The sequence below is a fragment of the Ruminococcus sp. 1001713B170207_170306_F1 genome (genome assembly GCF_015668065.1).
In the GTDB taxonomy this organism is placed as follows: Bacteria; Bacillota; Clostridia; order Lachnospirales; family Lachnospiraceae; genus Blautia_A; species Blautia_A faecis.
This window is the reverse complement of record NZ_JADPEX010000007.1, coordinates 18,169-42,296: the sequence shown is the minus strand read 5'-3', so window position 1 is coordinate 42,296 and position 24,128 is coordinate 18,169. Positions and strand designations below refer to the sequence as shown.

Annotated in this window: 14 protein-coding genes; 1 reads left to right on the top strand and 13 read right to left on the bottom strand. The window is 45.1% G+C overall.

What is annotated here, in order from left to right; all coding sequences use genetic code 11:
- Positions 1 to 157: 157 nt before the first annotated feature.
- Positions 158 to 3,913, bottom strand: coding sequence for a helicase-exonuclease AddAB subunit AddA (addA, locus tag I4V84_RS06305; protein ID WP_195991442.1), 3,756 nt, complete (start codon positions 3,911 to 3,913; stop codon positions 158 to 160).
- Positions 3,913 to 7,245 (bottom strand): helicase-exonuclease AddAB subunit AddB, encoded by a 3,333-nt coding sequence (gene addB / locus I4V84_RS06300; protein ID WP_195991441.1) that lies wholly within the window; start codon positions 7,243 to 7,245, stop codon positions 3,913 to 3,915. Before addB ends, addA begins: the two co-directional genes overlap by 1 nt.
- Before the next feature lie 185 nt (positions 7,246 to 7,430).
- On the opposite strand from addB, the gene I4V84_RS06295 reads away from it, so the two are divergent.
- The gene (locus I4V84_RS06295; protein ID WP_173717448.1) at positions 7,431 to 7,892 is read left to right on the top strand and encodes a hypothetical protein; all 462 of its coding nucleotides are present in this window, start codon (positions 7,431 to 7,433) and stop codon (positions 7,890 to 7,892) included.
- Positions 7,893 to 7,979: 87 nt separating this feature from the next.
- Here the strand turns inward: I4V84_RS06295 and I4V84_RS06290 are convergent, their stop codons facing one another.
- From I4V84_RS06290 to I4V84_RS06240, 11 genes are all read right to left on the bottom strand, one after another.
- A complete protein-coding gene (locus I4V84_RS06290) occupies positions 7,980 to 9,896 on the bottom strand; it encodes an NAD(+) synthase (RefSeq protein WP_173717447.1) in 1,917 nt (638 codons plus the stop codon).
- Between the two features lie 111 nt (positions 9,897 to 10,007).
- Positions 10,008 to 10,886 (bottom strand): Hsp33 family molecular chaperone HslO, encoded by an 879-nt coding sequence (gene hslO / locus I4V84_RS06285; protein ID WP_173717446.1) that lies wholly within the window; start codon positions 10,884 to 10,886, stop codon positions 10,008 to 10,010.
- 71 nt (positions 10,887 to 10,957) lie between these two features.
- Positions 10,958 to 11,719 carry a class I SAM-dependent methyltransferase gene (locus I4V84_RS06280; RefSeq protein WP_118582993.1) on the bottom strand — a complete coding sequence of 254 codons (762 nt, stop codon included), beginning with the start codon at positions 11,717 to 11,719 and terminating at the stop codon, positions 10,958 to 10,960.
- A gap of 81 nt (positions 11,720 to 11,800) precedes the next feature.
- On the bottom strand, positions 11,801 to 12,814 hold the full coding sequence (locus I4V84_RS06275) for a hypothetical protein (RefSeq protein WP_173717445.1): 1,014 nt from the start codon (positions 12,812 to 12,814) through the stop codon (positions 11,801 to 11,803).
- Positions 12,815 to 13,283: 469 nt separating this feature from the next.
- Positions 13,284 to 15,359: a UvrD-helicase domain-containing protein gene (locus I4V84_RS06270; RefSeq protein WP_173717444.1), complete on the bottom strand. Its 2,076-nt coding sequence runs from the start codon at positions 15,357 to 15,359 to the stop codon at positions 13,284 to 13,286.
- A 277-nt stretch (positions 15,360 to 15,636) separates the two neighbouring features.
- Positions 15,637 to 17,484 carry an ABC transporter ATP-binding protein gene (locus I4V84_RS06265; RefSeq protein ID WP_118582987.1) on the bottom strand — a complete coding sequence of 616 codons (1,848 nt, stop codon included), beginning with the start codon at positions 17,482 to 17,484 and terminating at the stop codon, positions 15,637 to 15,639.
- Positions 17,481 to 19,643 carry an ABC transporter ATP-binding protein gene (locus tag I4V84_RS06260; RefSeq protein ID WP_173717566.1) on the bottom strand — a complete coding sequence of 721 codons (2,163 nt, stop codon included), beginning with the start codon at positions 19,641 to 19,643 and terminating at the stop codon, positions 17,481 to 17,483. The genes I4V84_RS06265 and I4V84_RS06260 overlap by 4 nt, the downstream gene beginning before the upstream one ends.
- A gap of 77 nt (positions 19,644 to 19,720) precedes the next feature.
- A complete protein-coding gene (locus I4V84_RS06255; protein ID WP_226815755.1) occupies positions 19,721 to 20,212 on the bottom strand; it encodes a MarR family transcriptional regulator in 492 nt (163 codons plus the stop codon).
- 466 nt (positions 20,213 to 20,678) lie between these two features.
- Positions 20,679 to 20,852, bottom strand: a complete 174-nt coding sequence (locus I4V84_RS06250; RefSeq protein WP_118582984.1) for a DUF4250 domain-containing protein — start codon at positions 20,850 to 20,852, stop codon at positions 20,679 to 20,681.
- A 178-nt stretch (positions 20,853 to 21,030) separates the two neighbouring features.
- Complete coding sequence (gene clpB / locus I4V84_RS06245; RefSeq protein ID WP_173717552.1) at positions 21,031 to 23,613, bottom strand: ATP-dependent chaperone ClpB; 2,583 nt, start codon at positions 23,611 to 23,613, stop codon at positions 21,031 to 21,033.
- A gap of 252 nt (positions 23,614 to 23,865) precedes the next feature.
- On the bottom strand, positions 23,866 to 24,117 hold the full coding sequence (locus I4V84_RS06240; RefSeq protein ID WP_226815910.1) for a hypothetical protein: 252 nt from the start codon (positions 24,115 to 24,117) through the stop codon (positions 23,866 to 23,868).
- Between the last annotated feature and the right edge of the window lie 11 nt (positions 24,118 to 24,128).

Below are 24,128 nucleotides of genomic sequence, written 5' to 3'. Positions count from 1 at the left end.
AGACATGAGAGGACACTGTCTGAGCTCCGAAGGAGCGAGTTTGGCCTCTCATGTCTTCGCTTTTAGCAAAATCCTGTTCTCTTAGATTTTCCGGGTTCTTCGCACAGCTCTCAGATCAGGCACGCCACATCCACGCACCTTCTGCGAACACAAGCAATCATCCTAACAATATCTCTTTTTTCAACGTAAAAGAATAAATATACTTCTCTTTCACCCTGCGCCCAGTCATTCTATGAAGTGCCTGAGCATAATCCTCCAGCTGAGTGTGATACAGATCAACCAGCTTCTGCTCTTCCCCTCTGCGCACACGATCCGTCTTGTAATCAACCAGCACGATCTCATCCCCTTCCAGAAAATAAGCGTCTATGATTCCCTGCACAAGCACACGTTCCTTGGGATCCCATGCCTCATCTATTTCAGCAGCACTTCTGGAAATGACAAAAGGCTGTTCCCTGAAAAGAAGCCCCGATAATGCAGCGACTTTCATTCTCTGCCCCAGTGCCCCATTCACAAAAGACTGAATATCTGAAATTCTGATACATTCTGCTTCTGCCTCAGACATTTTTTTGCTCTGAACCAATGCGTTGATCTGCTCTTTCAGCTGCTGTGCACTATCCGTTTTATTGTACTCAAGACATTCCATCACACGATGGTAAGCAGTACCTCTTGCCGAACCTGTGAACGCCTCTTCCGTTTCCTTCTTTTCCTCAATAAATCTTGGAACCAGCGGAACAATGTCCGGTTCGAAATATACAGCTTCTTCAATATCCGTATCTTCATGGTAACTCTTCTTTTTCAGATCCGATACGCTGACCTTCACCGGAATATCTTTACGATATTCATAAGGATATACAAATCCAAAACGCTTTTCCAGTTCCGCTCTGATTTCAGGATCCACGATTTTCTCACAATCCCAGTTATCCAGAATATCGTCTTCCATCTGCCCGACAGCCTGTTCCACCACTTCAGCCTCCGTTAAAGTCCGCGCTGTGATCCTTTTCACCTGAAACTCTGCCGGATCATCATAAAGCAGATTATCATGGGATGGCAGCAATCCAAACTCCTCAAAAAGTTCATCCATGCAGCGGTGCCTTGCAAGCGCAGGAAGCACATAATCCCAGTAAGTTTTTCCATTCAGTCTCGTTTCTGCCGGAAGAAGTTCCTGTTCATTTTCGCGGAATCTGTATAAAGAAAGCAGCCTTTTTTCCAGATTTCCTATTGTTCCGGTCATGATCAGTTTCTCCTTGGCACGCGTCAGGGCAACGTAAAGTACTCGGATTTCCTCCCCCAGAGTCTCTTCCAGAAGCTTACGGCGGATCACCTGCTTATACAGTGTTGACACAATCATCCGCCGGTCTGGCAAAATGGCGTCAGCGCCAAGACCGTAATCCGGATGAATCAGAAGTCTGGCGTTCAGATCCTGCATATTGAACTGTTTTCCCATACCGGCAAGGATTACAATCGGAAACTCGAGTCCCTTGCTCTTGTGGATCGTCATGATTTCCACGGAACCTTCTCCTGCGCCAGAAAGATTTACTTCGCCATAATCAACTTCATATTTTTGCAAATGTTCAATATATCGGACAAAATTAAATAAGCCTCTGTAACTGGTCTTCTCATAATCCATTGCCTTTTCCACCAGCATAGCGAGGTTGGCGCTCCGCTGTGCACCATTTGGCAGAGCTTTCGCATAATTACCATAGCCGGTTCTGCGGAGAATCTCAAGAATCAGCTCATGCACAGGAGTGTACACCGCAAGATCACGCATTTCATTCAGCAGGACTATAAAACCATGTAATTTGTGGTAAAGAGTTCTTTCCTGCCCCTCATATTCTTCCAGGAAATTCAACACGCTGTCATACAGCATCCCCTTCGGATGTTCTTCCCGCAAAACGGCAAGCTCCTGGGTAGTACATCCCACCAGCGGCGACCTCAGCACACCCGTCAAAGGAATATCCTGAAGAGGATTATCGCAGACCTGCAGATAATTCAGAATCGTAACCACCTCAAGTGCGGAAAAATATCCCGTCTTTGAAGCGGCATACACAGGAATTCCGTGGGCAGAAAGCACCTCTGTAAAGGTTTCTGACCAGCCGGAGGCGGTGCGAAGAAGGATTACAATATCTCCGTATTTCGCAGGACGATATTCTTTGGTTTCTTTATCAAGTACCAGCTCTTTTCCCACAATTTCCTTAATTCTGTGGGAAATAGCAAGAGCCTCCAGTTCCCGGGCATCCTTTCCTTCCATCAGATCCTCCAGTTCTTCAGAATCCTTTTCTACCAGAAGAACTTCTGCAGGAAGAAAGCTTTCCTTGTTTCCTTCCGGAAACACAGCTCCAGGATAAAGAGCTGCGGCTTTATCGTAGGCAATTCCACCAAGATCTGTTCCCATAATCTGACGGAAAATAAAGTTTGCACTATCCAATACCTGAGACCGGCTGCGGAAATTTTTATGAAGATCGATTCGCTGTTCCGTACTGTCCGTTAAACTGTACTGTTCATACTTTTCCATAAAAAGCTCTGGTCTGGCAAGGCGGAACCGGTAAATGCTCTGCTTCACATCACCTACCATGAATATATTTTTTCTTCCATCTGCCCAGCCGGAAACACAGTTAGTGATCATTTCCTGTACCAGGTTACTGTCCTGGTACTCATCCACCATGACCTCGTCATATTTCAGGGAAAGTTCACGTGCTGCCGGACTCATGTGATAAATATACTTGCTCTCTCCAGTCCAATTACCGTCGTTTTCGCCATTTTCTTCCGCTGCATGAACCCTTTGAATCAGGATTTCCAGCGCAAAATGCTCCATGTCCGTAAAGTCCAGAATATTTTTTTCCCGCTTCTTCTCTCCATACATACGGATAAATTCCCTGGTAAGCTCCACTAGCATTTCTACAGGCTCCCGGCAGGTTTCCAGAAGCACTGGAAGTTCCTCCTCCTTTACGGAAAAATACCGTGTTCCAATATCCTTTAAAATATCCTTTGCATTTTCCCGAAGAGATTTTACCTGCTCTTTCAGCGTATCATCTACAGGATCTTTTGGTTTCTTTCTGGAAAGAGCGGCAAAAGCCGGTTTGCCAAGAAGCTCTCCTGCTCCGTCAAAATCACCGGCGGCGGCTTTCTCTTCTGCTGCACGAATGAGGATGAGATCACTTTGCAGTGCTTCATCATACAGGTATGGTCCTCCTGGCGCATTGCAAAAGCTTCTTGCCTGGGTAATCAGTTCCTTTGCCTGGCAAAGATCCTCCGTAATGTTTTTCCATAACAAATTCATCCATTCTGATGATTTTACAGACTCTAAATCCGTATTTCTATAACTATCTATGCATTCTTCCAGCCAGGTATCCGGATATGGATTGCTCATGGCAGCATTATACAGAGAATAAATCAGTTCTTTGATTCCATCATCTGTTTTGCCTGATGCGTAGCATTCGATAAAATACTTAAACTTTTTGTCATCTTTTATGTAATAGTTCTCCAGAAGCTCCTTCATCACGTCCTCTTTCAGAAGCTTCAATTCTCCCTCTTCTCCTGTCCGATAACCAGGATCCAGACCAATAAGATGGAAATAATTGCGGATCACATAAGCACAGAAGCCATCTATCGTGGTGATCTGCGCCGTATGGATCAAGGTAGTCTGGCGCTGCAGATGCTCATTGTCCGGATTCTCACAGAGAGCATCCTCCAGGGCATTTGCAATTCGTTCCCGCATTTCCCCTGCTGCTGCTCTTGTGAACGTCATGATCAGCAGCCTGTCAATGTCAACAGGATGCTCCGGATCCATCACCTTTTTTAGAATTCGCTGCACAAGCACCGCAGTCTTTCCGGAACCAGCTGCTGCACTTACCAGAATATTCCGGTTTCTTAAATTAATAACCTGCTCCTGCTCTTTCGTCCAGTTCACTGCCATTATTCATCCACCTCCTTCACAAAAGCATCCCACAGCTCTTCATCTGTAAAGTTTTTCAGCCTGCGGAATTCATAGCCTGGAATGTCCATATCAAAACCGCATACGCCGCTGTAAGGACAGTAGGTACAGGCATTTTTCTTTCCCATCATATAAGGGGAAACCTGGGCATCTCCGGTCATAATGGACTGTCTGATATGAGAAATCTTTGTTTTTACATAACGGTTTAAAATATCAAACTGCTCTTTTGAGGCTACAGAAGAATTTTTCCGGAAGCTTCCGTCTTTGTTAAAGGATACGGGAATTGACACAAGGGAACTGTCCATTTTTTGTACCAGTTCTTTATCTTTCAGAACCAGTCCGTTCATCTTTAGTTCCTTCAGCACTTTTTCCTGGACAGTCTCTATATCTGCATCTATTTTTTCCTGAATCATAGGATCCTTGATATTGTAATAAAATACCCCTGCAGGAATCACATCTTTATCCTTATGCTTGTTTTGCTCTACGGTAAGGGCACCGTCCATGTAGATCATCAGCTGCAGCTGCAGACCATGATACAAAGAAACCAGATCAAAAGAAGTATTCCCGGTCTTATAATCAATGACCCGGACATACAGCTTCCCATCATCTGTCTCCATAGTATCCACGCGATCGATCCGACCGCCCTGAAAAACAACTTCCACACCTTCCGGCTCAAATTCCCCGGATTTCAGCTGTTTCTGAATTGCCCACACAGTTCTTCGTACCATTCGCTTGGTGCGCTGAATCATATATTCATTGCGTGCACTGCTTTTTAGAATGGTATTGCCATAATCTGCACTTATTTCATCTACCAGGCGGTCTGCCAGCGCATCCCGCTCTTCCTCAGAAAGCTCTGCCAGAGAAAGCTTTTCTTTGTTCACTTCCTTTATCAGAGACTCCAGCACCTTGTGCATAATATTTCCCATATCCATGGCGCGGAATTCATATTCTGCACGCTCCGTAAGTTTAAGACCATACTGGAGGAAATGGGCAAAAGCACAGGCAGAATAACGCTCCAGCCTGGTGGCACTGTAGGGCGACACCTCTCCATAGAGAACCTTTGCCACACTTTCGCTGATAATATCAGCAGGCTTTCTGGTTCTGGAAGCCTCCACCAGCTTTTGGGCTAAAGTCCTATATTTAGGACTTCTAAGATACCAGCTGTAAAGCTCGCTGTACAAAGGACTTCCCTGTCCCACAGCGCCCTCTCCAAGACCTTTCAGGAAGCATTCCAGACTGGTTCCCGGAAGCTCCATGGCGTTCAGGCTGAATTCCTCATCACCTGCATTTTTCACCTCCAGTCCGGGATATAGAGCCTGTATACTGTGGATCAGATATGCAGGACTTATAGGTTCTCCTTTTCCATTTGATAAACTGTAGGAAAGGCACAAATGCTCACTTGGCTTTGTCAGATTTAGGTACAGGTAAAAGCGCTGGGTGTTCATCAGCTCTTTCGGACCTGGTGCAAGCTCCATTCCCTCATCTGCAAAGAATTCTCTGTCCATCTGGGTCAAAATTCCGCCAGAGTCTGTATTTTTCGGAATATTCCCCTCGTTTACACCTACAAAAAACAATGCCTTTATTTCTTTCAGACGGGTTCTTTCCATATCTCCAACAAGGACCTGATCCATACTGGGCGGGATCAGCGCAACCTTTGACTTGGCAAAACCAGTTTCCAGAAGCTGGACAAATTCCGTTCTTGTAATTTCTTCCTCTCCAAGGATCTCTACCATGCGGTCAAGAAGTTCCATAACAATTCCGTATATCTGGGCGTATTCTTTTTCCAGAGCTTTTTCTCCTTTTTCTTTAAAGAAAAGCTCCTGTTTCTTTAGTTTTTTCTGTATTTCACAGCTTTCGATAAACTGATATAAACTATAACAATATTCACATACTTTTCTCTTTCCACTGGAAAATCCCTGAGCCAGGATCTCAGCCTCCCTCACAAATATTTCCCGGTATTCGTTCAGGACTTGAATATCCTCCGGATCCATGGTCCGGTAAACTCTCACCCACTTCTCGGACCACTTTTTGTAACCGCGAATTCCAAGGGCAAGCACATAATTCTCCAGCATATCCACCTGGTCCCTTGCAAGGCCTGACATATCACAGCGCAGATACCGGAAAACACTTTCGTAGGAAAAACCCTTTGTAACCATTTCAAGAGCAGCACGAATATATTCTATAAATGGGTTCATCAGAATGGTGTGCTTCTCATCCAGGAAATAAGGAATCCGGGATTCCTCGAATACCTGAGATGCAATACTTTTGTACGCCTCCAGATTTCCGGTAATCACAGCGATTTCTCCGTATTTCAGATTTTTTTCACGGACCAGACGGCGTATTCTCCTGGCTGTCTCTTCCAGTTCTTTTACAGGGGATTCTGCTTCAAATATGCAGATTTCTTCCTGTTTCTTCTCATAGACAGATCTTCTGTAGCGAAAAAGATGCTTCTCCAGAAAGTCAAGAGAGGTGGAATTTCCAAAGCGGCCCTTTCTCTCATCCTTCAGAAGAACGGGATCATCCAGATTGCTGGTCAGACCGGACAAGGTGTGGATCATTTTCCTGCTCATATAGAACAACTGATGTGGTTTTCCCATCTGTAAAGGATTTTCTCTGGCATCCATGGTAACAGTTACCAGAACCTTATCGCAGACATTTAAAAGTTCCCGGATCACGTTCATCTGCACCGGAGTAAAACCGGTGAAGCCATCCAGAAGGAGTACGGATTTTTTCAGTTTATCAGAAAAAGGAATGGCTTTTTTCAAAGCGTCCATCACGCCTTCGCCGGTCATATAATGCCCTTCCAGATACTGAAGAAAGGCCTGATAAAGGACACCCACATCCTGCATTTTCATATGAAGAAGAGAGTCTTCCCCTGTTTTTCCCAGCATGTCCTGCAGTTCTTCTTCCCGGATATCATACTGCATAAATTCTGAAATCAGAGATTTCACTTCGTCCAGATAGCCCGGTTTGTTCATCTGGCTGCCAAGATAGGGCAGATTTTTGCGATGCTGCTGCACCAGCTTCTGAAGAACCATACTTTTTCCAGTGTCATCCAGAAGCACTTCCATGGCACCGCCTGTCTCCTCGAAAATACGATAGGCAAGGCGCTGAAAGCTGAGCACGTCGATATTCAGGATTCCCTTTCCGGGATGCATTTCGACTACGTTTTTCTGTGTCTGCATGGTGAACTGTTCCGGGACGATAATATAGTACAGGTGCTGTGGATTTTCCATAGATTCCCGGATGATCTGTTCACATGCATAATGCGTCTTGCCAATACCGGAGCTGCCGATGATGAATTGTAGGGACACGTTTTTTCCTCCTTCTGCCAATTGTATGGAATAAAAAAGCCTGTATCTGATAAAAAAAAATTCTGCTTTATATTCTATCATATTTTCCATGCTTTGATAATAGGATAGAATAAGAAGATTAAAGCCTGGTTTTTGCGGCCAGGATTATTTTTTTCATTATCAGTGCGATACAGGAGGCGCAGTCCATGAGTTCGAAAACCAGGATCATCGTGTTACATATGAAGGAAGTGGTATATACCATCGCCTTTCTGATTCTTGCTGTTCTTCTGGGAATCCTGATCTACTTTATGTTCGGGCCTGGAAAAAGCCAGACCACTTCTGCTGCTGGAGAGGGGCTTTATACGCCTGGCGTTTACCGCAGTTCCCTTACTTTGAATAAAAATACTTTTGACGTGGAAGTTACAGTAGATCAAAACAATATCCAGTCTATTGAGCTGGTAAATTTAAGTGAAAGCACCACTGCCATGTTTCCGCTGGTAAAGCCTTCTCTGGAGTCACTGGCCAGCCAGATTGTTGACAGCCAGTCCCTGGACGACCTGAAATATTCCACAGACAGGAAATATACATCACAGCTGCTTATTTCTGCCATTGAAGATGCATTAAAAAAGGCGGAGAACCATGTAAGTTCTCCGCCGGCAGAGCAATAAACAAACCTAATTATTTCCCACCTTTACAGCTGCATGCTCCGCGAAATACAGCTGTAAAATACATGGAAAGCATACCGCACAATCGTTTTATACTTCAAGCTTCTCCAGAGCTTCCATCCATACCGCTGCGCTTGCATCACTTGGCATACGCAGGTCACCTCTTGGAGACAGCGCCACACTACCTACCTTCGGGCCGTCAGGAAGACAGGAGCGTTTGAACTGCTGGGCAAAAAATCTGCGGTAGAAGATTTTCAGCCATTTCAGAATCGTAGCCTTGTCATAAGTACCCTCAAAGGTACGGCAGGCAATGCGATAGATCTTATCCGGTTCAAAGCCTGCACGAAGCATATAATACAGATAAAAATCATGAAGTTCATAAGGACCAACCAAATCTTCTGTTTTCTGCGCGATCTTGCCGTCCTTAGGCGGCAGAAGCTCCGGACTTACCGGAGTATCCAGAATATCCAGAAGAACTTCTTCCAGCTCTTTCTCTCCGCAGGTATCTGCATAATAGCGGACAAGATGTCTTACAAGCGTTTTGGGAACAGAGGCATTTACACCATACATGGACATATGGTCTCCATTATAGGTTGCCCATCCAAGAGCAAGCTCGGAAAGGTCACCGGTTCCCACAAGAAGTGCTCCCTTCTGGTTTGCCATATCCATAAGAATCTGCGTACGCTCTCTGGCCTGACAGTTCTCATAGGTTACATCATGAACAGAATCGTCGTGACCGATATCACGGAAATGGATATTTACCGCCTCTTTAATATTTACCTCCGTCAGAGCAGCACCAAGGCACTGGCTTAATTTACAGGCATTCTGGTAAGTTCTGTCTGTGGTGCCAAAGCATGGCATGGTAATGCAGCGGATATTCTCAGATGGCAGTCCCATCAGCTGGAAAGTACGTGCAATTACAAGCAATGCCAGTGTGGAATCAAGTCCCCCGGAAAGACCAACCATTGCCTTCTGACAGTGGATGTGGCTCATTCTTTTCTTAAGTCCCATAGCCTGAATGTTCAGAATCTCCTCACAGCGCATATCACGCTCTTCTTTTACAGAAGGTACGAAAGGATAGGGGGCAAACTTCCTGGTAAGAGAGGTCTCTTCCACTTCCACCTCAAAAGGTACGATCTGGCAGTCAGCATCATCAGATGCCGGATAGGTGGAAAGTCGTCTTCTCTCATCTGCCAGTCTCTGCACATCAATTTCTCCGTAGATCACAGTGTTCTGGAAGCGCTTCGCCTCTGCCAGCATGGTGCCATTCTCTGCGATCAGGTTCTGTCCGCCAAATACCAGATCCTGGGAGGATTCACCCTCTCCTGCTGTGGCGTAAATATAGCCGCACACCAGTCTGGCAGACTGACCCTTCACCAGATCACGGCGGTAGGAATCCTTGCCAACCATCTCATCACTGGCTGAAAGATTGACGATAATATGGGCACCGCCCTGTGCCAGATTTACACTAGGCGGAAGTGGAACCCACAGATCCTCGCAGATCTCCGCGCCAACTGTCAGCTCCGGCAGTCCTTCACATGAGAAAATCAGATTGCTGGCAAAAGGTACGCTTTCCTCCCCAACTGTCACATCTGTCCACACATCCGCCCCGGAAGCAAAGTGTCTCTGCTCATAGAATTCATTATAGTTTGGAATGTGAGTCTTAGGTACAAATCCAAGAATATTTCCGTGGTTCAATACTGCTGCCACATTGTAGAGCTTGCCGTTCATCCGCATAGGAAGTCCCACAAAGATCAGCGCATCCACATCCGCAGTCTCCTCTGCAATAGTCAGAAGGCTCTCCCATGCACTGTCCAGCAGTCTTCTCTGAAGGAAAAGATCCTGGCAGGTATAGCCTGTGATGCAAAGCTCCGGCAACACCATCAGCTTGGCATGCTGTGTCTCCATTTCACGGATTACTTCCAGAATTGCCCTGGTATTGGCCTTACAATCAGCAACTGTAACCTGCGGCGTTCCTGCCGCTACTTTAATAAATCCCTGATTCATATCCTAGTCCTCTCTTATCCTACCATTTCCACGCCTTAGAGTGTGTTTGAAAAAGGCTTTCTGCAAGATGTGCGTCTATGACGGAAAATAGTGATTCTGTCTCAATTCAGCTTATTTGCATCTTCTTAGAATTTCTTTCAGCTCTTCTACTGTAAAATTGTAGTTGGTATTACAGAAATGGCAGTTCATCTCGATTGGCTTGCCTTCCTGGATCATTTCGTTTAATTCTTTTCTGCCGATGCTGATCAACGCTTTCGCTACTCGCTCCTTGGAGCAGTTGCAGCGGAAACGGGTGTCCATTTTCTCATTGATCTGCACGTCAAAGCCTTCCAGCACTTTCTCCAGCAGACTCTCCGGGGTATGTCCCTCCTCTAACAGGTTGGTGACAGAATTGATCTTCTGTACGTTCTGCTCTAACCTGGAAATCACTTCTTCCTCTGCAAATGGCATCAGCTGTACAATAAACCCACCTGCCTGGCGTACTGTATTATTCTTATTCATCAAGACTCCAAGTCCAACTGCGGACGGTACCTGCTCACTTGTTGCAAAATAATAGGTCAAGTCTTCTGCGATCTCACAGGTCTGAAGCATAACCTGTCCGCTGTATGGCTCTTTTAGCCCCATATCCTTAATCACAGTCAGGAATCCAGGACCAACTGCTCCTGCAACATCCAGCTTACCTTTGGAATTTGCCGGGATGCAGACATCTGGATTTCCTACATAGCCCTTTACATTTCCCTGGGAATCGGCAGTTACCGTAATTCCCTGAAGTGGACCGCCGGCCTTGATCTGAAGGGTAAGAACATCTTTTTCCCCCTTCATCATGGAGCCCATCATGGCTCCTGCAGTCAGAAGTCTTCCAAGCGCTGCCGTAGCCACCGGACTTGTATTATGGTGCTCTCTTGCAGTCTCCACCATCTCAGTGGTCACTGCCGCAAATGCACGGATCTGGTCGTTAGCTGCAGTCGCGCGGATGATATAATCATTCATGTGTATTCTCCAATCTATACTGTTATAATGTTAATCGTAATCCTATAGCTATTTATCTTATTATTATATTATCATTTACCATGTTCCCTTACTACAAAGGTAAGCCTTCCGCTATCTTCCTTCGGTGGCTCCAGTGTATAAGCATCATACACTGCCAGAAGCTCCATTCCCGCTTTTCCAATAAGTTCCTTGATCTTCTCCAAAGAATAGGCTCTCTGATAGTGAACCTCCTCATCCTTCTCATAAAGTCCGTCCTCTCTTGGAAGAAACAGAGCCAGCTCATACGTATTAATCCCGGTCTCCTCATCATAACTGTTCTCCCAGATAAAGCTTCCCTCATCCCGGTTCTCAGCAATCGTAGTATTCCCGATCATAGTCTGATACTTATAAACCGTATTCATATCAAACAGAAAAATCCCCTGAGGATCCAGATAATTATTTACCAGGGCAAACACATGCTCCAGCTCCTCTTCCTCTGTTATGTAATTCAGACTGTCACACACGCTTACCACAGCCCGTACGGTTCCATAAAGTTCAAACTCCTGCATATCCTGAAGAAGATACAGGATGTCATGCCCGGACTCTACCCGCTTCTCCATGGCCTCTGCCAGCATTTCCCCGGAATTATCCACTCCGATCATGTCATAGCCAGCCTCTGCCAGTATCTCAGTCATGGTTCCCGTGCCGCAGCCAAGATCCAGCACAAGTCCGTCTGTGATTCCCTGCGCTGCAAGCTGCTGCTTCAGCCATTTGCCCCAGGTCTGGTAGTCCACATTGTCCTGGAACATATCATATACTCTGGCAAATTCGCCATAAGCCTGAAAATTATCCATATTCCCTCCAACTGTCACGGACACAGCCATCCATCCCGGGTAGCTGTGTCCGTGTAAGTCAACATTCTGCTTTTTCTGTTATTACTCTACAGGCATGTAATATACGTCTGCACCTTCTCCATGCCAGTAATAATCCACATCATTCTGATCGTAAACATCCTCATTATTCACAAAACGATAGGTATTTCCATCAAAGTCAACCCAGTTTCCATTTCCATCCGGAGTAATTACAAGGGGATGTCCATCGGAGTTGCGGTAAATAGTTCTGGTCTGGTTGGTATCGGTAAGCTGTTCCTGGGTAAATCCGCCGGAGTTTGTGATTGTTCCATCACTGCTTCCATCACCTGAGGACGCAGAATCAGTGCCTGCACTCTGTGTTCCGTCAGTGGAACCATCTGTACTTCCCTCAGTGCTTCCGTCTGCACTGTCAGAAGACTGTACCGGTGCAGCAGCTTTCAAAGAAGACTCTCCTGCAATTCCGAAGGAATCAACTGCAGCCTTAACTCCTGCATAAGAAGCCTCATCCACAACAGATCCGCAGATATTGTAATACTCATCAGAGCTCTTATAAATTTTATGGATCGCATAAACATATCCGCCGCTCTTGGAAGCATCTGTGTACTTCACAGTGTAAGAATAAACGCCTACTCCCTCCACATCACTGGCGGTATAATCCTGGATTTCAAAGTCAGTACCTTCTGCAAGGTCAGAAGCCTGCTCTAATGCCACAGCCAGATCCTGCGTATCCGGAAGCATAGCAGAAGACATGTCCTCTTCTCCCTGTCCATGAAGGATCAGGATCTTACCCTGCTCCGGGGATTCGAAGCTGAGCATATCTGCCTCATCCGCCTTATTGGACCAGGTAGCATCTGGAAGCTTAATGGAGACAGCCCCATTGCTTGATGTATAGGTGCTGTCCTGTACGTCTGGCGCGATGGTTGGCTCCGGAGTAGGTGTAGCGGTTGCTTCCGGAGCAGGTGTCTCAGTTACCACTACCTGTTCTTCCGGCTCGTCTCCGCCAAAACTGCAGCCTGTAGCAGCTGCAGAAACAATTGCTGATATCGTTAAGATTGCTAAAATCTTTTTGTTCTTCATAGTATCCTCCTTATTTCTTTTCATAAGTAAATTTTGTAAATCTACATTATTCTATTTCATTAACAAAACGAAAATATTTCTCGTTTATAAAAATCTCCCGAGCTGTATTTTACAATTTTATTACAAGCCTGTCAATGGATTTCCCACTGTAGAATCTAAATTGTTACTGTTCACTCCGTTCACAGTAACACGCTTCGCGATGCACAGAAATCATGCTTTGCATGATTTCGCGCCGCAACTCTCGGGTTTTCTGTGAACTTTGTTCACAAAAAACACCTCGCGGAATATTACCAGTGAACAGTAACTCTAAATTGAAAATATTATAAACTTTCGTGACGAACTTTATACATTTTTTCAGAGGGTGTTTGTAAAATCCTGTCTGCAAAATGTACGTTGCATTTGACAGCATATTTCGACAACCTGAATTTCTTTTTTATTTTACGCTCTGTTTGTCATACTTTTGTAATATTTATTTTCCGTATTCGTACATATGCAATTTATGAAGCGCTCTGGTAGCTGCAATATAACGTCCCTGTTTTGCAATCGGGCTCTGATCTGCTGCAGGGAACAGGGAAAATACCTGATCAAATTCCAGACCTTTTGCAAGATAAAACGTAGTAACTGTAAGGCCTTTGCAAAAGCTGGTACTGTCACGATGCAGGTACGAGAAACGATTTTCCACATCAAACCCTGTATTTTCCAGTTTTTCTTTCAGAATGCGGGCGGCATCTTTTGCCTCAGATTCCGTGCGAAGGATCAACGCAGCTGTCTCAAACTGTTCTGCTCCCAGCTGAAGCTTATTCACAAGCTCATCCAGAGCCACTTCCATTGCCTGCTGTTTTTTCCCTTTAAAAAATAATTCTTCCACTGGCTGGCCATGACGATCAAACAGATCCATATCTGTAATCCCTGCAAGCTGATTCGCATAAGAAGCAATCTCCACAGTGTTTCGGTAGCTTTTGTTCATGACGATCCTGCGGATCTCTTTTCCGAAAATTTTCGGTAAAAATCCCAGGACATCCTGAGCCTCATCTTCCATAGTCTGGGCTTTGTCCCCCAGAATGGTCATGCGGCAGGGAAACATCATTTTAAGGATCAGATACTGAAGCCTTGAATAATCCTGCATTTCGTCTACTACCAGGTGCTTGATACCATTGTGGCTGGTCTGGCGAAGAAGGCGGTACTTCATGTAAAGTACCGGATAGACGTCCTCATACCGAAGCTTTCGCTCCTGAAGCTGTACATGGGGAAGTCCCGGATAGCCGCAGCTTTCCAGAAAACGGCTGTAGATCACATAGAGATCCTGAGTCTCATACATATTCATGAATTTCTCCATTACAATGGCACGTTCTTCCTCATCCATATCATTGTCCCGAAGCGTCTCTACCTCATCAATGAAATTCTCTGCAACTGCCTCCATACGTGATAACAGAGGGATATCCTGGAATTTAAAATAAAAAAGATCAATGATCTCCTCTTCTTTTTTCGTAAAGTTCTTATATTCCACATCACGAAAATCCATCAGCTCATCTTCTAAGGAGGTGAGATACCCCTCCATCCGATTCAAAAATTCCCTGGACTGTTTTTCCTTATATAAGGAAGGCATATCCGGGAAATTCAGGCTGCGCTCAATCTGGTCATAACGGTCTTCGCAGTCAGATACCGTATCTTTCAGCTGTCTGTAGGCAAAAAGATCAAAGCTCATTTCTTTAATATTTTCCTCTCCCAGTTCCGGAAGTATATGGGAAATATAATCAGAAAAGATGCTGTTGGGAGACAGGATCAGGATATTGGAGGATTTCAGATTCTTGCGGTCGTGATACAAAAGATAGGCAATCCTGTGCAAGGCAATGGAGGTCTTGCCGCTTCCGGCTGCGCCCTGGATTACCATGATCTTATCCCTGGTGTTTCGAATGATGGCATTCTGCTCCTTCTGGATAGTGCGGACAATATTTTTCAGCGCAGTGCTGCCTCCGCTGCCAAGTTCTGCCATAAGAATCTCGTCATCAATCTTCACATCACTTTCAAACTGGTAAAGCATACGGCCATTTCGAATCTTGTACTGCCACTTGGAGGCAATTTCGCCGCAGATGGTTCCCAGCGGTGCCTGATAAGACGCCGGGCCTTTATCATAGTCGTAGAAAAGCCCGCTGACAGGAGCACGCCAGTCATAGATCAGAGGCGTATGCCCTGCCTCTTCTGCGAAATTTCCGATTCCAATATAAAAAATCTCCGGCTCCTCATCCCCTTCAAATACGAAATCCACTCTTCCAAAGAAAGGGGAATCCAGCATTTTACGAAATCTTTTTCGCAAATGGATCTGCTGCTCGTTGGCGTTGATCTGGTGAAGAAGCGCCTGCTGGTTATCGAAATTTTCGTAGCCATACTGGTCCATCTCCGTATAGTTCTCCCAGTAATACTCATGCATTCCTTCGATATCCTTCTGTCCTTCCAGAATGGACTGGCTGATATGGGCGATCCTGGTTTCTAATTTATCTGTAACGTATGCAAGAAAAGCTGCTCCGTCTTTATTATCAATTGTCATTGGGGGTATACTCCTTTAACATTCGCGCTGCAGCCCTTTCTACAAGTCTTTGTAAAAAAACACCCAGGGCTGCTGCAATAAATGAGTTTTTTCGTTGTTATGACTTTGTCCCTGCCTTCCTTTCCGGCAGAAACTTTGCTCCATTATACATTATCTGCGGGTAAAAGTACAGACAGCAAATCCCTGGATTTTTTCTCTCTGAAGACAAAAAAAACAGCAGTTTTTCCGTATATTTTCCGAAAAAGCTGCTGTATTTTTTTATCTGTTTCACTTACTTTTATGCAGTCTGCGTCTTATCAAACTGGCTGTTGTAAAGATCTGCGTAGAAGCCTTTCTTTGCAAGCAGCTCTTCATGGCTGCCCTGCTCGATAATGTCACCATCCTTCATAACCAGGATCAGATCTGCGTCCCTAATGGTGGAAAGTCTGTGAGCGATGACAAAGCTGGTTCTGCCTTTCATCAGGTTATCCATAGCTTTCTGGATCTGTACCTCGGTTCTGGTATCAACGGAGGAGGTAGCCTCATCCAGGATCAGGATCTTATTGTCTGCAAGAATGGCTCTTGCAATTGTCAGGAGCTGCTTCTGGCCCTGGGAAACATTGCTGGTCTCCTCATCCAGAACCATGTTATAGCCTCCCGGCTGCTGCATGATAAAGTTGTGGATATGAGCAGCCTTTGCTGCTGCGATCACTTCCTCATCGGTAGCATCCAGCCGTCCATAGCGGATGTTTTCCATAATGGTTCCGGAAAACAGCCAGGTATCCTGAAGCACCATTCCAAACATTTCATGAAGCTCGCTTCTGTTGAAATCTTTTACATCATGACCATCTACCTTAATAGAACCACTGTTTACATCATAGAAACGCATAAGCAGCTTAACCATGGTGGTTTTTCCTGCACCGGTAGGCCCTACAATCGCAATTTTCTGACCATCTTTGACCTTTGCCGAAAAATCGTGGACAATGATCTTTTCCGGATTGTAACCGAAGCTTACATGATCAAATTCTACATTTCCGCTGAGCCCGTCAATAGAAACAGCATTCTCTTTGGTGGTCTCCTCTTCCTCCTCATCCAAGAACTCAAACACACGCTCGGAAGCGGCTGCTGAGGACTGAAGCAGGTTGGTTACCTGTGCGATCTGCTGGATGGGCTGGGTAAAGTTACGGATATACTGGAAGAAGGACTGAATATCACCTACTTCAATAGAACCCTTGATCGTGAACCATCCTCCAAGAAGGGCTACCATAACATATCCAAGGTTTCCAACAAACTGCATGACCGGCATCATGATTCCGGAGAAAAACTGGGATTTCCATGCTGATTCGTAAAGCTTCTGGTTGTCTTTTTCAAATTCTGCAACTACGTCTTCTTCTTTATTAAATACCTTCACTACATTGTGTCCGCCGTAGTTCTCTTCAATCTGGCCATTTACCTCCCCCAGATACTTCTGCTGTGCCTGGAAATATTTCTGGGAGTGCTTCATAACGAAATTGATGATAAGCATAGACATCGGAAGGATCAGAAGGGCAGCCAGGGTCATCCACACATTGATGGACAGCATCATCACAAATACACCGATCAGGGTGGTAACTGATGTGATCAGCTGGGTAATACTCTGGTTCAGGCTCATCTGAAGGGTATCCACATCGTTCGTTACGCGGGAAAGGATTTCTCCGTTTGTCCGGCTCTCATAGTAGTTCATTGGGAGGCGGCTGAATTTCTTTGAAATATCTTTACGTAAATTGTAGGTGACATCGTTGGAAATTCCGGTCATCACATAACCCTGGATAAAAGAGAAGCAGGCACTTGCCAGATACAGTCCTAATGTCCATAACAAAATATAGCCGATTTTTTCAAAATCAATGCTTCCGGTGCCGTTTACCTTGGCTACCAGACCGTTAAAAAGCTCTGTTGTTGCCTTTCCAAGGATCTTTGGTCCTACAATGTTAAAAATGGTTCCTGCAATTGCAAACAGAAACATGAGAACGAAACGGAATTTGTAGCGTTCCATGTATTTCAAAAGTCGTTTCATTGCTCCTTTAAAGTCTTTTGCCTTTTCCCCGGAGTTCATTGCACGGCTCCGATGACCACCCATCATAGGGCCTCTGGCTTTGTTTTCACTCATGCTAATTCCTCCTCTGAAAGCTGTGACATGGCGATCTGGCGGTAAACCTCGCAGTTCTTCATCAATTCCTTGTGGGTGCCGATGCCTGCCATATTTCCGTCATCCAGCACAATGATCTGATCTGCATTCAGGATAGTGCTGATTCGCTGTGCTACGATAATCGTGGTAATATCCTTTGTCTTTTCCTTCAGAGCCTTGCGAAGCTTGCTGTCAGTCTTGAAATCAAGTGCGGAAAAGCTGTCGTCAAAGATCAGGATTTCCGGCTTTTTGGCAATCGCTCTTGCAATGGAAAGACGCTGCTTCTGGCCACCGGATACATTATTTCCTCCCTGGGAAATAGGTGCTTTGTAGCCTTCCGGTTTCGCTTCAATAAAGTCATCGGACTGGGCAATCTGAGCTGCCAGTTTTACATCTTCCTCTGGCATATCCGGCTTACCGTAACGAATGTTGGAATCGATGGTTCCAGAGAACAGGACTCCCTTCTGAGGTACATAGCCCAGACGGTCACGAAGCTCATGCTGTGTCATATTTCGTACATCCACACCATCTACTTTTACACAGCCCTTCGTTGCATCATAAAATCTGGGGATCAGGTTGACCAGTGTACTCTTACCGCTTCCGGTACTTCCGATGATAGCAACAGTCTGGCCTTTTTCTGCCTTAAAGGTAATATCGTTGATGACATTTTCCCCTGCTTCCGGATAAGCGAAGCTTACATGGTCAAATTCGACCGTTCCTTTTTCCTGCTTATCTGGCATTACCGGTTCCTCCGGATCATTTACAGATGGCTCCATTTCCAGGACCTCACAGATTCGGCCGGCTGCCACGTTTGCCCTTGGGAGCATAATGGAGATTGCTGTGATCATCAGGAAGGACATAATAATCTGCATTGCGTACTGGATAAATGCCATCATATTTCCTACCTGCATAGTTCCATTGTCAACGCCATGTGCACCGAAATAGATAATCGCTACAGATACACCGTTCATGATCAGCATCATGATCGGCATCATAAATGTCATACAGCGGTTTACAAACAGGTTTGTCTTTGTCAGATCCATATTTGCTTTTTCAAAACGCTCTTCCTCATGCTTCTCACGGCTGAACGCGCGGATAACCGGGATTCCGGTAAGGATTTCCCTGGTTACCAGGTTCAGACGGTCAATGAGAGTCTGCAGCCTGGTGAATTTCGGCATTGCAATCTGGAACAGTACAAAAATAACAATCAGAATGATAGCTACTGCGGCTCCAAGGATCCAGGTCATGGAGGAATCGGTCTGGAGAACCTTGAGCACGCCTCCGATGCCAAGGATGGGCGCATACAGAACGATTCTGAACATCATGGTCATAACCTGCTGCACCTGCTGCACATCGTTGGTACTTCGCGTGATCAGGGATGCAGTGGAAAATTTATGATATTCGTTGCTGGAGAAATGAATGACCTTGCGGTATACATTATCTCGCAGATCATGTCCAAGGGCTGCTGCCACTCTTGCTGAAAGGAAAGTAACACTTACAGCGGCCAGCATGATCACCAGCGCCATCAGGACCATCTGGATTCCGGATGTCCGGATGTAATTCATCTGAATTGCATCCAGATCCTCGCCCATAGCTTCGTATTCTGCTTTCACACCACTGACAGCGGCCTGTGTAAGAATAGATTCCGGCATGTCGGAAAGCTTCTCATCTGCAGCCTCCAGCATCTGTTTTTTTGCATCCTCCGGCATTGCTGACAAAACCTGCATTGGGTCCGTTCCTTCCGATACCTGCATCTGGGAAAGCATTTTCTGGCTCTCTTCACTGCCAGAGGTAAAAGAGGTGTACATCATCAGAGGTTTGCACAGAAGATCGTTTAATTCCTCACGTTTATCCCCTGTAATGCCATCTTTCAGTTCATATGTGTCTCCATCCAGGACATAAGAGTCCTGAACTTCTTTCTGTGTGTCTTCGTCCATAAAAATCTGCAGATTTTCCATTGTGCTCTGACGCATTTTTTCCGGAACACCATCTGGTATTCCCCCCTGCTGGATCCCTACGTTAATTACCTTGGAGGTGTAATCCGGCAAGGACAGATCACAGTATGCCTGCAAAAACAGCAGTCCAATGATCAGGACGATATAGCCTGCTGATTTTTTCAGATACTTCATTAATTTAATCATGCTTGGGTTGTCCTTTCTACATTTTTTCAAAACATCCGGGCTTTTCTGCCTTTTGCTTTGTTTTTCAGTTTCCTGTGCTACTTTTTATTATGGCAAAAATGTCCCATGCACATTTCTTCCGGTGAAAACTCTGGTGCTGGCATTGCCGCAATATTTTCCTTGATCTGTATGCAGAATCGTTTCATCAGACATAACTCACTTTCGGAAAATCCGTTCAGAACCTGTTTTTCTCCTTCCTTTGCCATGCGCATACCTTCATTAATTATTGCTTTTCCTTCTTCTGTAAGATAAATCCGGCTTATGCGTTGATCTTTTTCATCCTGTTTTCGAACTATAATACCGATTTTTTCCAGGCGTTGGATACTTACGGTAACAGTAGGCGGCTTCACGCCTAACTGGCTGGCCAGTTCTTTCTGGCTACATCCGTCTTCTTTCCACAGAACAGCCAGAATCGGCATTTGTCTTGGATGGATTCCCAGACTTTTAAGTTTACCAAAGCATTTTTCCATATACATGCGGCTGATTTCCATAATCAGACGTTGAATGCTTTTCTCATTGTTGTTTTCCAAATTCTCACCTCACTTGCTGTCTGAAACTGAGATACAAGCTTTGGAGTGTGTATTACAGTTTCAAGTTCCTGTTCAGCTTTCTCATATTAGTTAGCCGACTAATTTTATAGTTTACACTTTTCCACAAGAAACGCAAGTGTTTTTTGTGCAGTTTATATTTTTTTTAGATTTGTGTCTTAAATTTATTGAATTTAAAATATGTATTTATTTTGTCGGCTAATTATTATGTATAAGACCACATTATCTGTTGTCCGGAATTTTCATGGTAAAAAGAATCCTGCTTGCAGGATTCTCCATTTGCGGCGGGTCGCCTGGAGCGACAACACCCCTTCCGCCGCAGTGCAATCCTGCCCGGCAGGCTTTTTATGTAATGCGTAACAGGAATTTCCTGTTACAAAAAAATACCGCCTGCCAAGCGGTTTTCACAGCTTTGACAAGCGGTATTAAATTATTGAATATTGTGATTTCAAATAAACTGGTTGGTCTCTTCGTCGTAGTGGTAGTCGATGGAATCCATCTTATCCAACAGAGATTCCCTGTTCAGTCCGCGGCAGGTACACAGTGCTTCCAGAGAATCGTAATAATCCCGAAGCTGGGTATTTACATAACTAAGCAAAATCATAGGATCTTTTGGTATCATAAGACTTGGACTCCTTTTCTTTTCCTTTACTTGTTACTGTTCACTCCGTTCACAGTAACGCGCTTCGCGATGCACAGAAATCATGCATTCGCATGATTTCGCGCCGCAATTCTCGGGTTTTCTGTGAACTTTGTTCACAAAAAACGCCTCGCGGAACGTTACCAGTGAACAGTAACCTTTACTTCACTTTAACCACATACTCTCCATTCTCCACATCCAGTACCAGTGTATCGCCGGTATGGACTTCGCCTGAAAGGATTTTTCTGGCAGTCAGTGTCTCTACATATTTCTGAAGATAACGCTTCAGAGGTCTTGCACCGTAGACAGGATCGTAACCATTGTCAATGACATCCTTCTTGGCTGCATCTGTCAGTTCAAGGGAAAGCTCCTGGTCGGCAAGCCGGTCATTCAGCTCTTTTACCATCAGATCAACGATACTACCAATATTATCTTTTGTCAATGGCTTAAACAGAATGATCTCATCCAGACGGTTCAGGAATTCCGGACGGAAATGTCCGCGCAGATCATCCATAACCTCTTTCTGTGCTTCTTCCTTGATTTCTCCATTTTCATCAATACCATCCAGCAGATAAGGAGATCCGATATTGGAGGTCATGATCAGAATTGTATTCTTGAAGTCTACAGTACGTCCCTGGGAATCGGTAATACGACCATCATCCAGTACCTGCAGAAGTACATTGAATACATCTGGATGTGCCTTCTCAATCTCATCGAAAAGTACAACGCTGTACGGTTTCCGACGAACAGCCTCTGTAAGCTGTCCGCCTTCCTCGTATCCAACATATCCCGGAGGAGCTCCGATCAGTCTGGATACAGAGTATTTCTCCATGTACTCGCTCATGTCGATACGAACCATATTCTGCTCATCATCGAAAAGAGTCTGTGCAAGGGTTTTGGCAAGCTCTGTTTTACCAACACCGGTTGGTCCAAGGAACAGGAAAGAACCGATTGGTTTGGTCGGATCTTTGATTCCTGCTTTGGAGCGAAGGATGGCATCGGTTACACGGCGTACACCCTCGTCCTGACCGATAACACGTTTGTGGAGCTCATCTTCCAGATGAAGCAGTTTGGCACGCTCTCCCTCTGTCAGCCTTGCTACCGGAATGCCGGTCCAACGGGAAATGATCCTTGCGATCTCATCGTCTGTTACTACTTCGTGGACAAGGCTTCTGTCGCTCTCTTTTGTATTGCGCTCTTCGATTTCCAGCTGCTGCTGTAATTTCGGCAGCTCGCCATACTGCAATTCGGAAGCTTTCTCCAGATCATAGTTCTGTCTTGCGATCTGGATCTGTTTGTTCATATCCTCAATCTGTTCACGAAGCTTCTGAAGCTTCTCTACAGAATGTTTCTCGTTCTCCCACTGAGCCTTCTGGGTGTTGAAAGAATCCTGCATTTCCGCAAGCTCCTTCTGAAGCTCTTCCAGACGCTCTTTACTTAAATTATCGGTCTCCTTCTTCAGAGACAGCTCTTCCATTTTCATCTGATCGATTTTACGGCGCTGCTCATCCAGCTCTGTCGGCATGGAATCCAGCTCTGTCTTGATCAGGGCACAGGCCTCATCTACCAGGTCAATTGCCTTATCCGGAAGAAAACGGTCTGTAATATAACGATGTGAAAGTGTTGCAGCTGCAACAAGTGCGCTGTCTGTGATTTTAACACCATGGAATACTTCGTAACGTTCTCTCAGGCCACGAAGGATAGAAATGGTATCTTCCACAGTTGGCTCATCCACCATAACCGGCTGGAAACGACGTTCCAGGGCAGCGTCTTTCTCAATATACTGACGATACTCATCCAGTGTGGTAGCACCGATGCAGTGAAGCTCACCACGGGCAAGCATTGGTTTCAGCATGTTGCTGGCATCCATTGCGCCATCCGTCTTACCTGCACCTACGATCAGATGAAGCTCATCAATAAACAGGATGATCTGACCTTCGCTCTTTTTCACCTCTTCCAGAACTGCTTTCAGACGTTCCTCAAATTCACCACGGTATTTGGCACCTGCTACCAGTGCGCCCATATCCAAGGCAAAAATTTTCTTATCCTTCAGTGCTTCCGGAACATCTCCTGCTACAATTCGCTGTGCAAGACCTTCCACAGCGGCTGTTTTACCAACACCGGGCTCACCGATGAGAACCGGATTGTTCTTGGTCTTACGAGAAAGAATACGGATCACATTCCGGATCTCACTGTCACGTCCGATTACCGGATCCAGTTTCTGGCTTCTTGCCTTTTCCACAAGATCTTCGCCATATTTATTTAAAGTATCATAGGTGGCTTCCGGATTGTCGCTTACTACACGCTGGTTTCCACGTACTGTGGAAAGTGCCTGCAGGAAACGCTCTTTGGTAATGCCAAATTCGCTCCAGATTTTCTTCATACTAGGGCTTGGATATTTCAGCAGGGCCAGGAAAAGATGCTCTACGGATACGTATTCATCTCCCATTGCCTTAGCTTCGTCTTCTGCATTTACAAGTGCCTTATTCAGATATTGTCCAAACCGGAGTTCGCCGCCAGATACTTTGACTTTTGCATCCAGAGCGTTCTTCACTGTGTTCAGAAAATATTCTTTATTTATTTCCATCTTCTCAATCAGTTTGAGAATCAGGCTGTCTTCCTGTGTTAGGAGGGTATATAACAGATGCTCCTGTTCGATTTCCTGGTTGCCATATTCGTAAGCAACCTTCTCCAGATCCTGAACAGCCTGTACGGATTTCTGCGTAAATTTGCTGATGTTCATAGGCTCTCCTCCTTCAGCTGATATTAATATAAAGCGCAGCTTCCGCGGCTCTTTAAAAAAGTAACTCGCAGGGGCTGCGCATTTATAAACATTTATAATGATTTCCTTATTACGGTTATTAATATAGCACCGATTGTTAGCACTGTCAAGAGGTGAGTGCTAATTATTTTGTGGAGATTGTGTGAACGCTACGAGCCATGCAAAATAGCGGTTTAAATCTTGTATTATTTTGTCTGTATCCACGCTGTCCTCCTACCTTATAATTTTCCAATTTGATTTTCGTTTTGTTCCGCCCTGTACCAAATGTCCATAATCCTTTTTTCCAGGTGACATTGTCATCACATTCACACCGAGTTTATGTAACCATTTCACGGATGTACGCGCCAGATAATCCTCCGGATCATCCCCGATCATTGCAATCATTGCACAGTCTGAACCTGTTTTGCATTTCCAGTATGCACCATAAAATCCATCTGATTCCACATCAAAATGTCTTTTCATCATCTGTATCATCT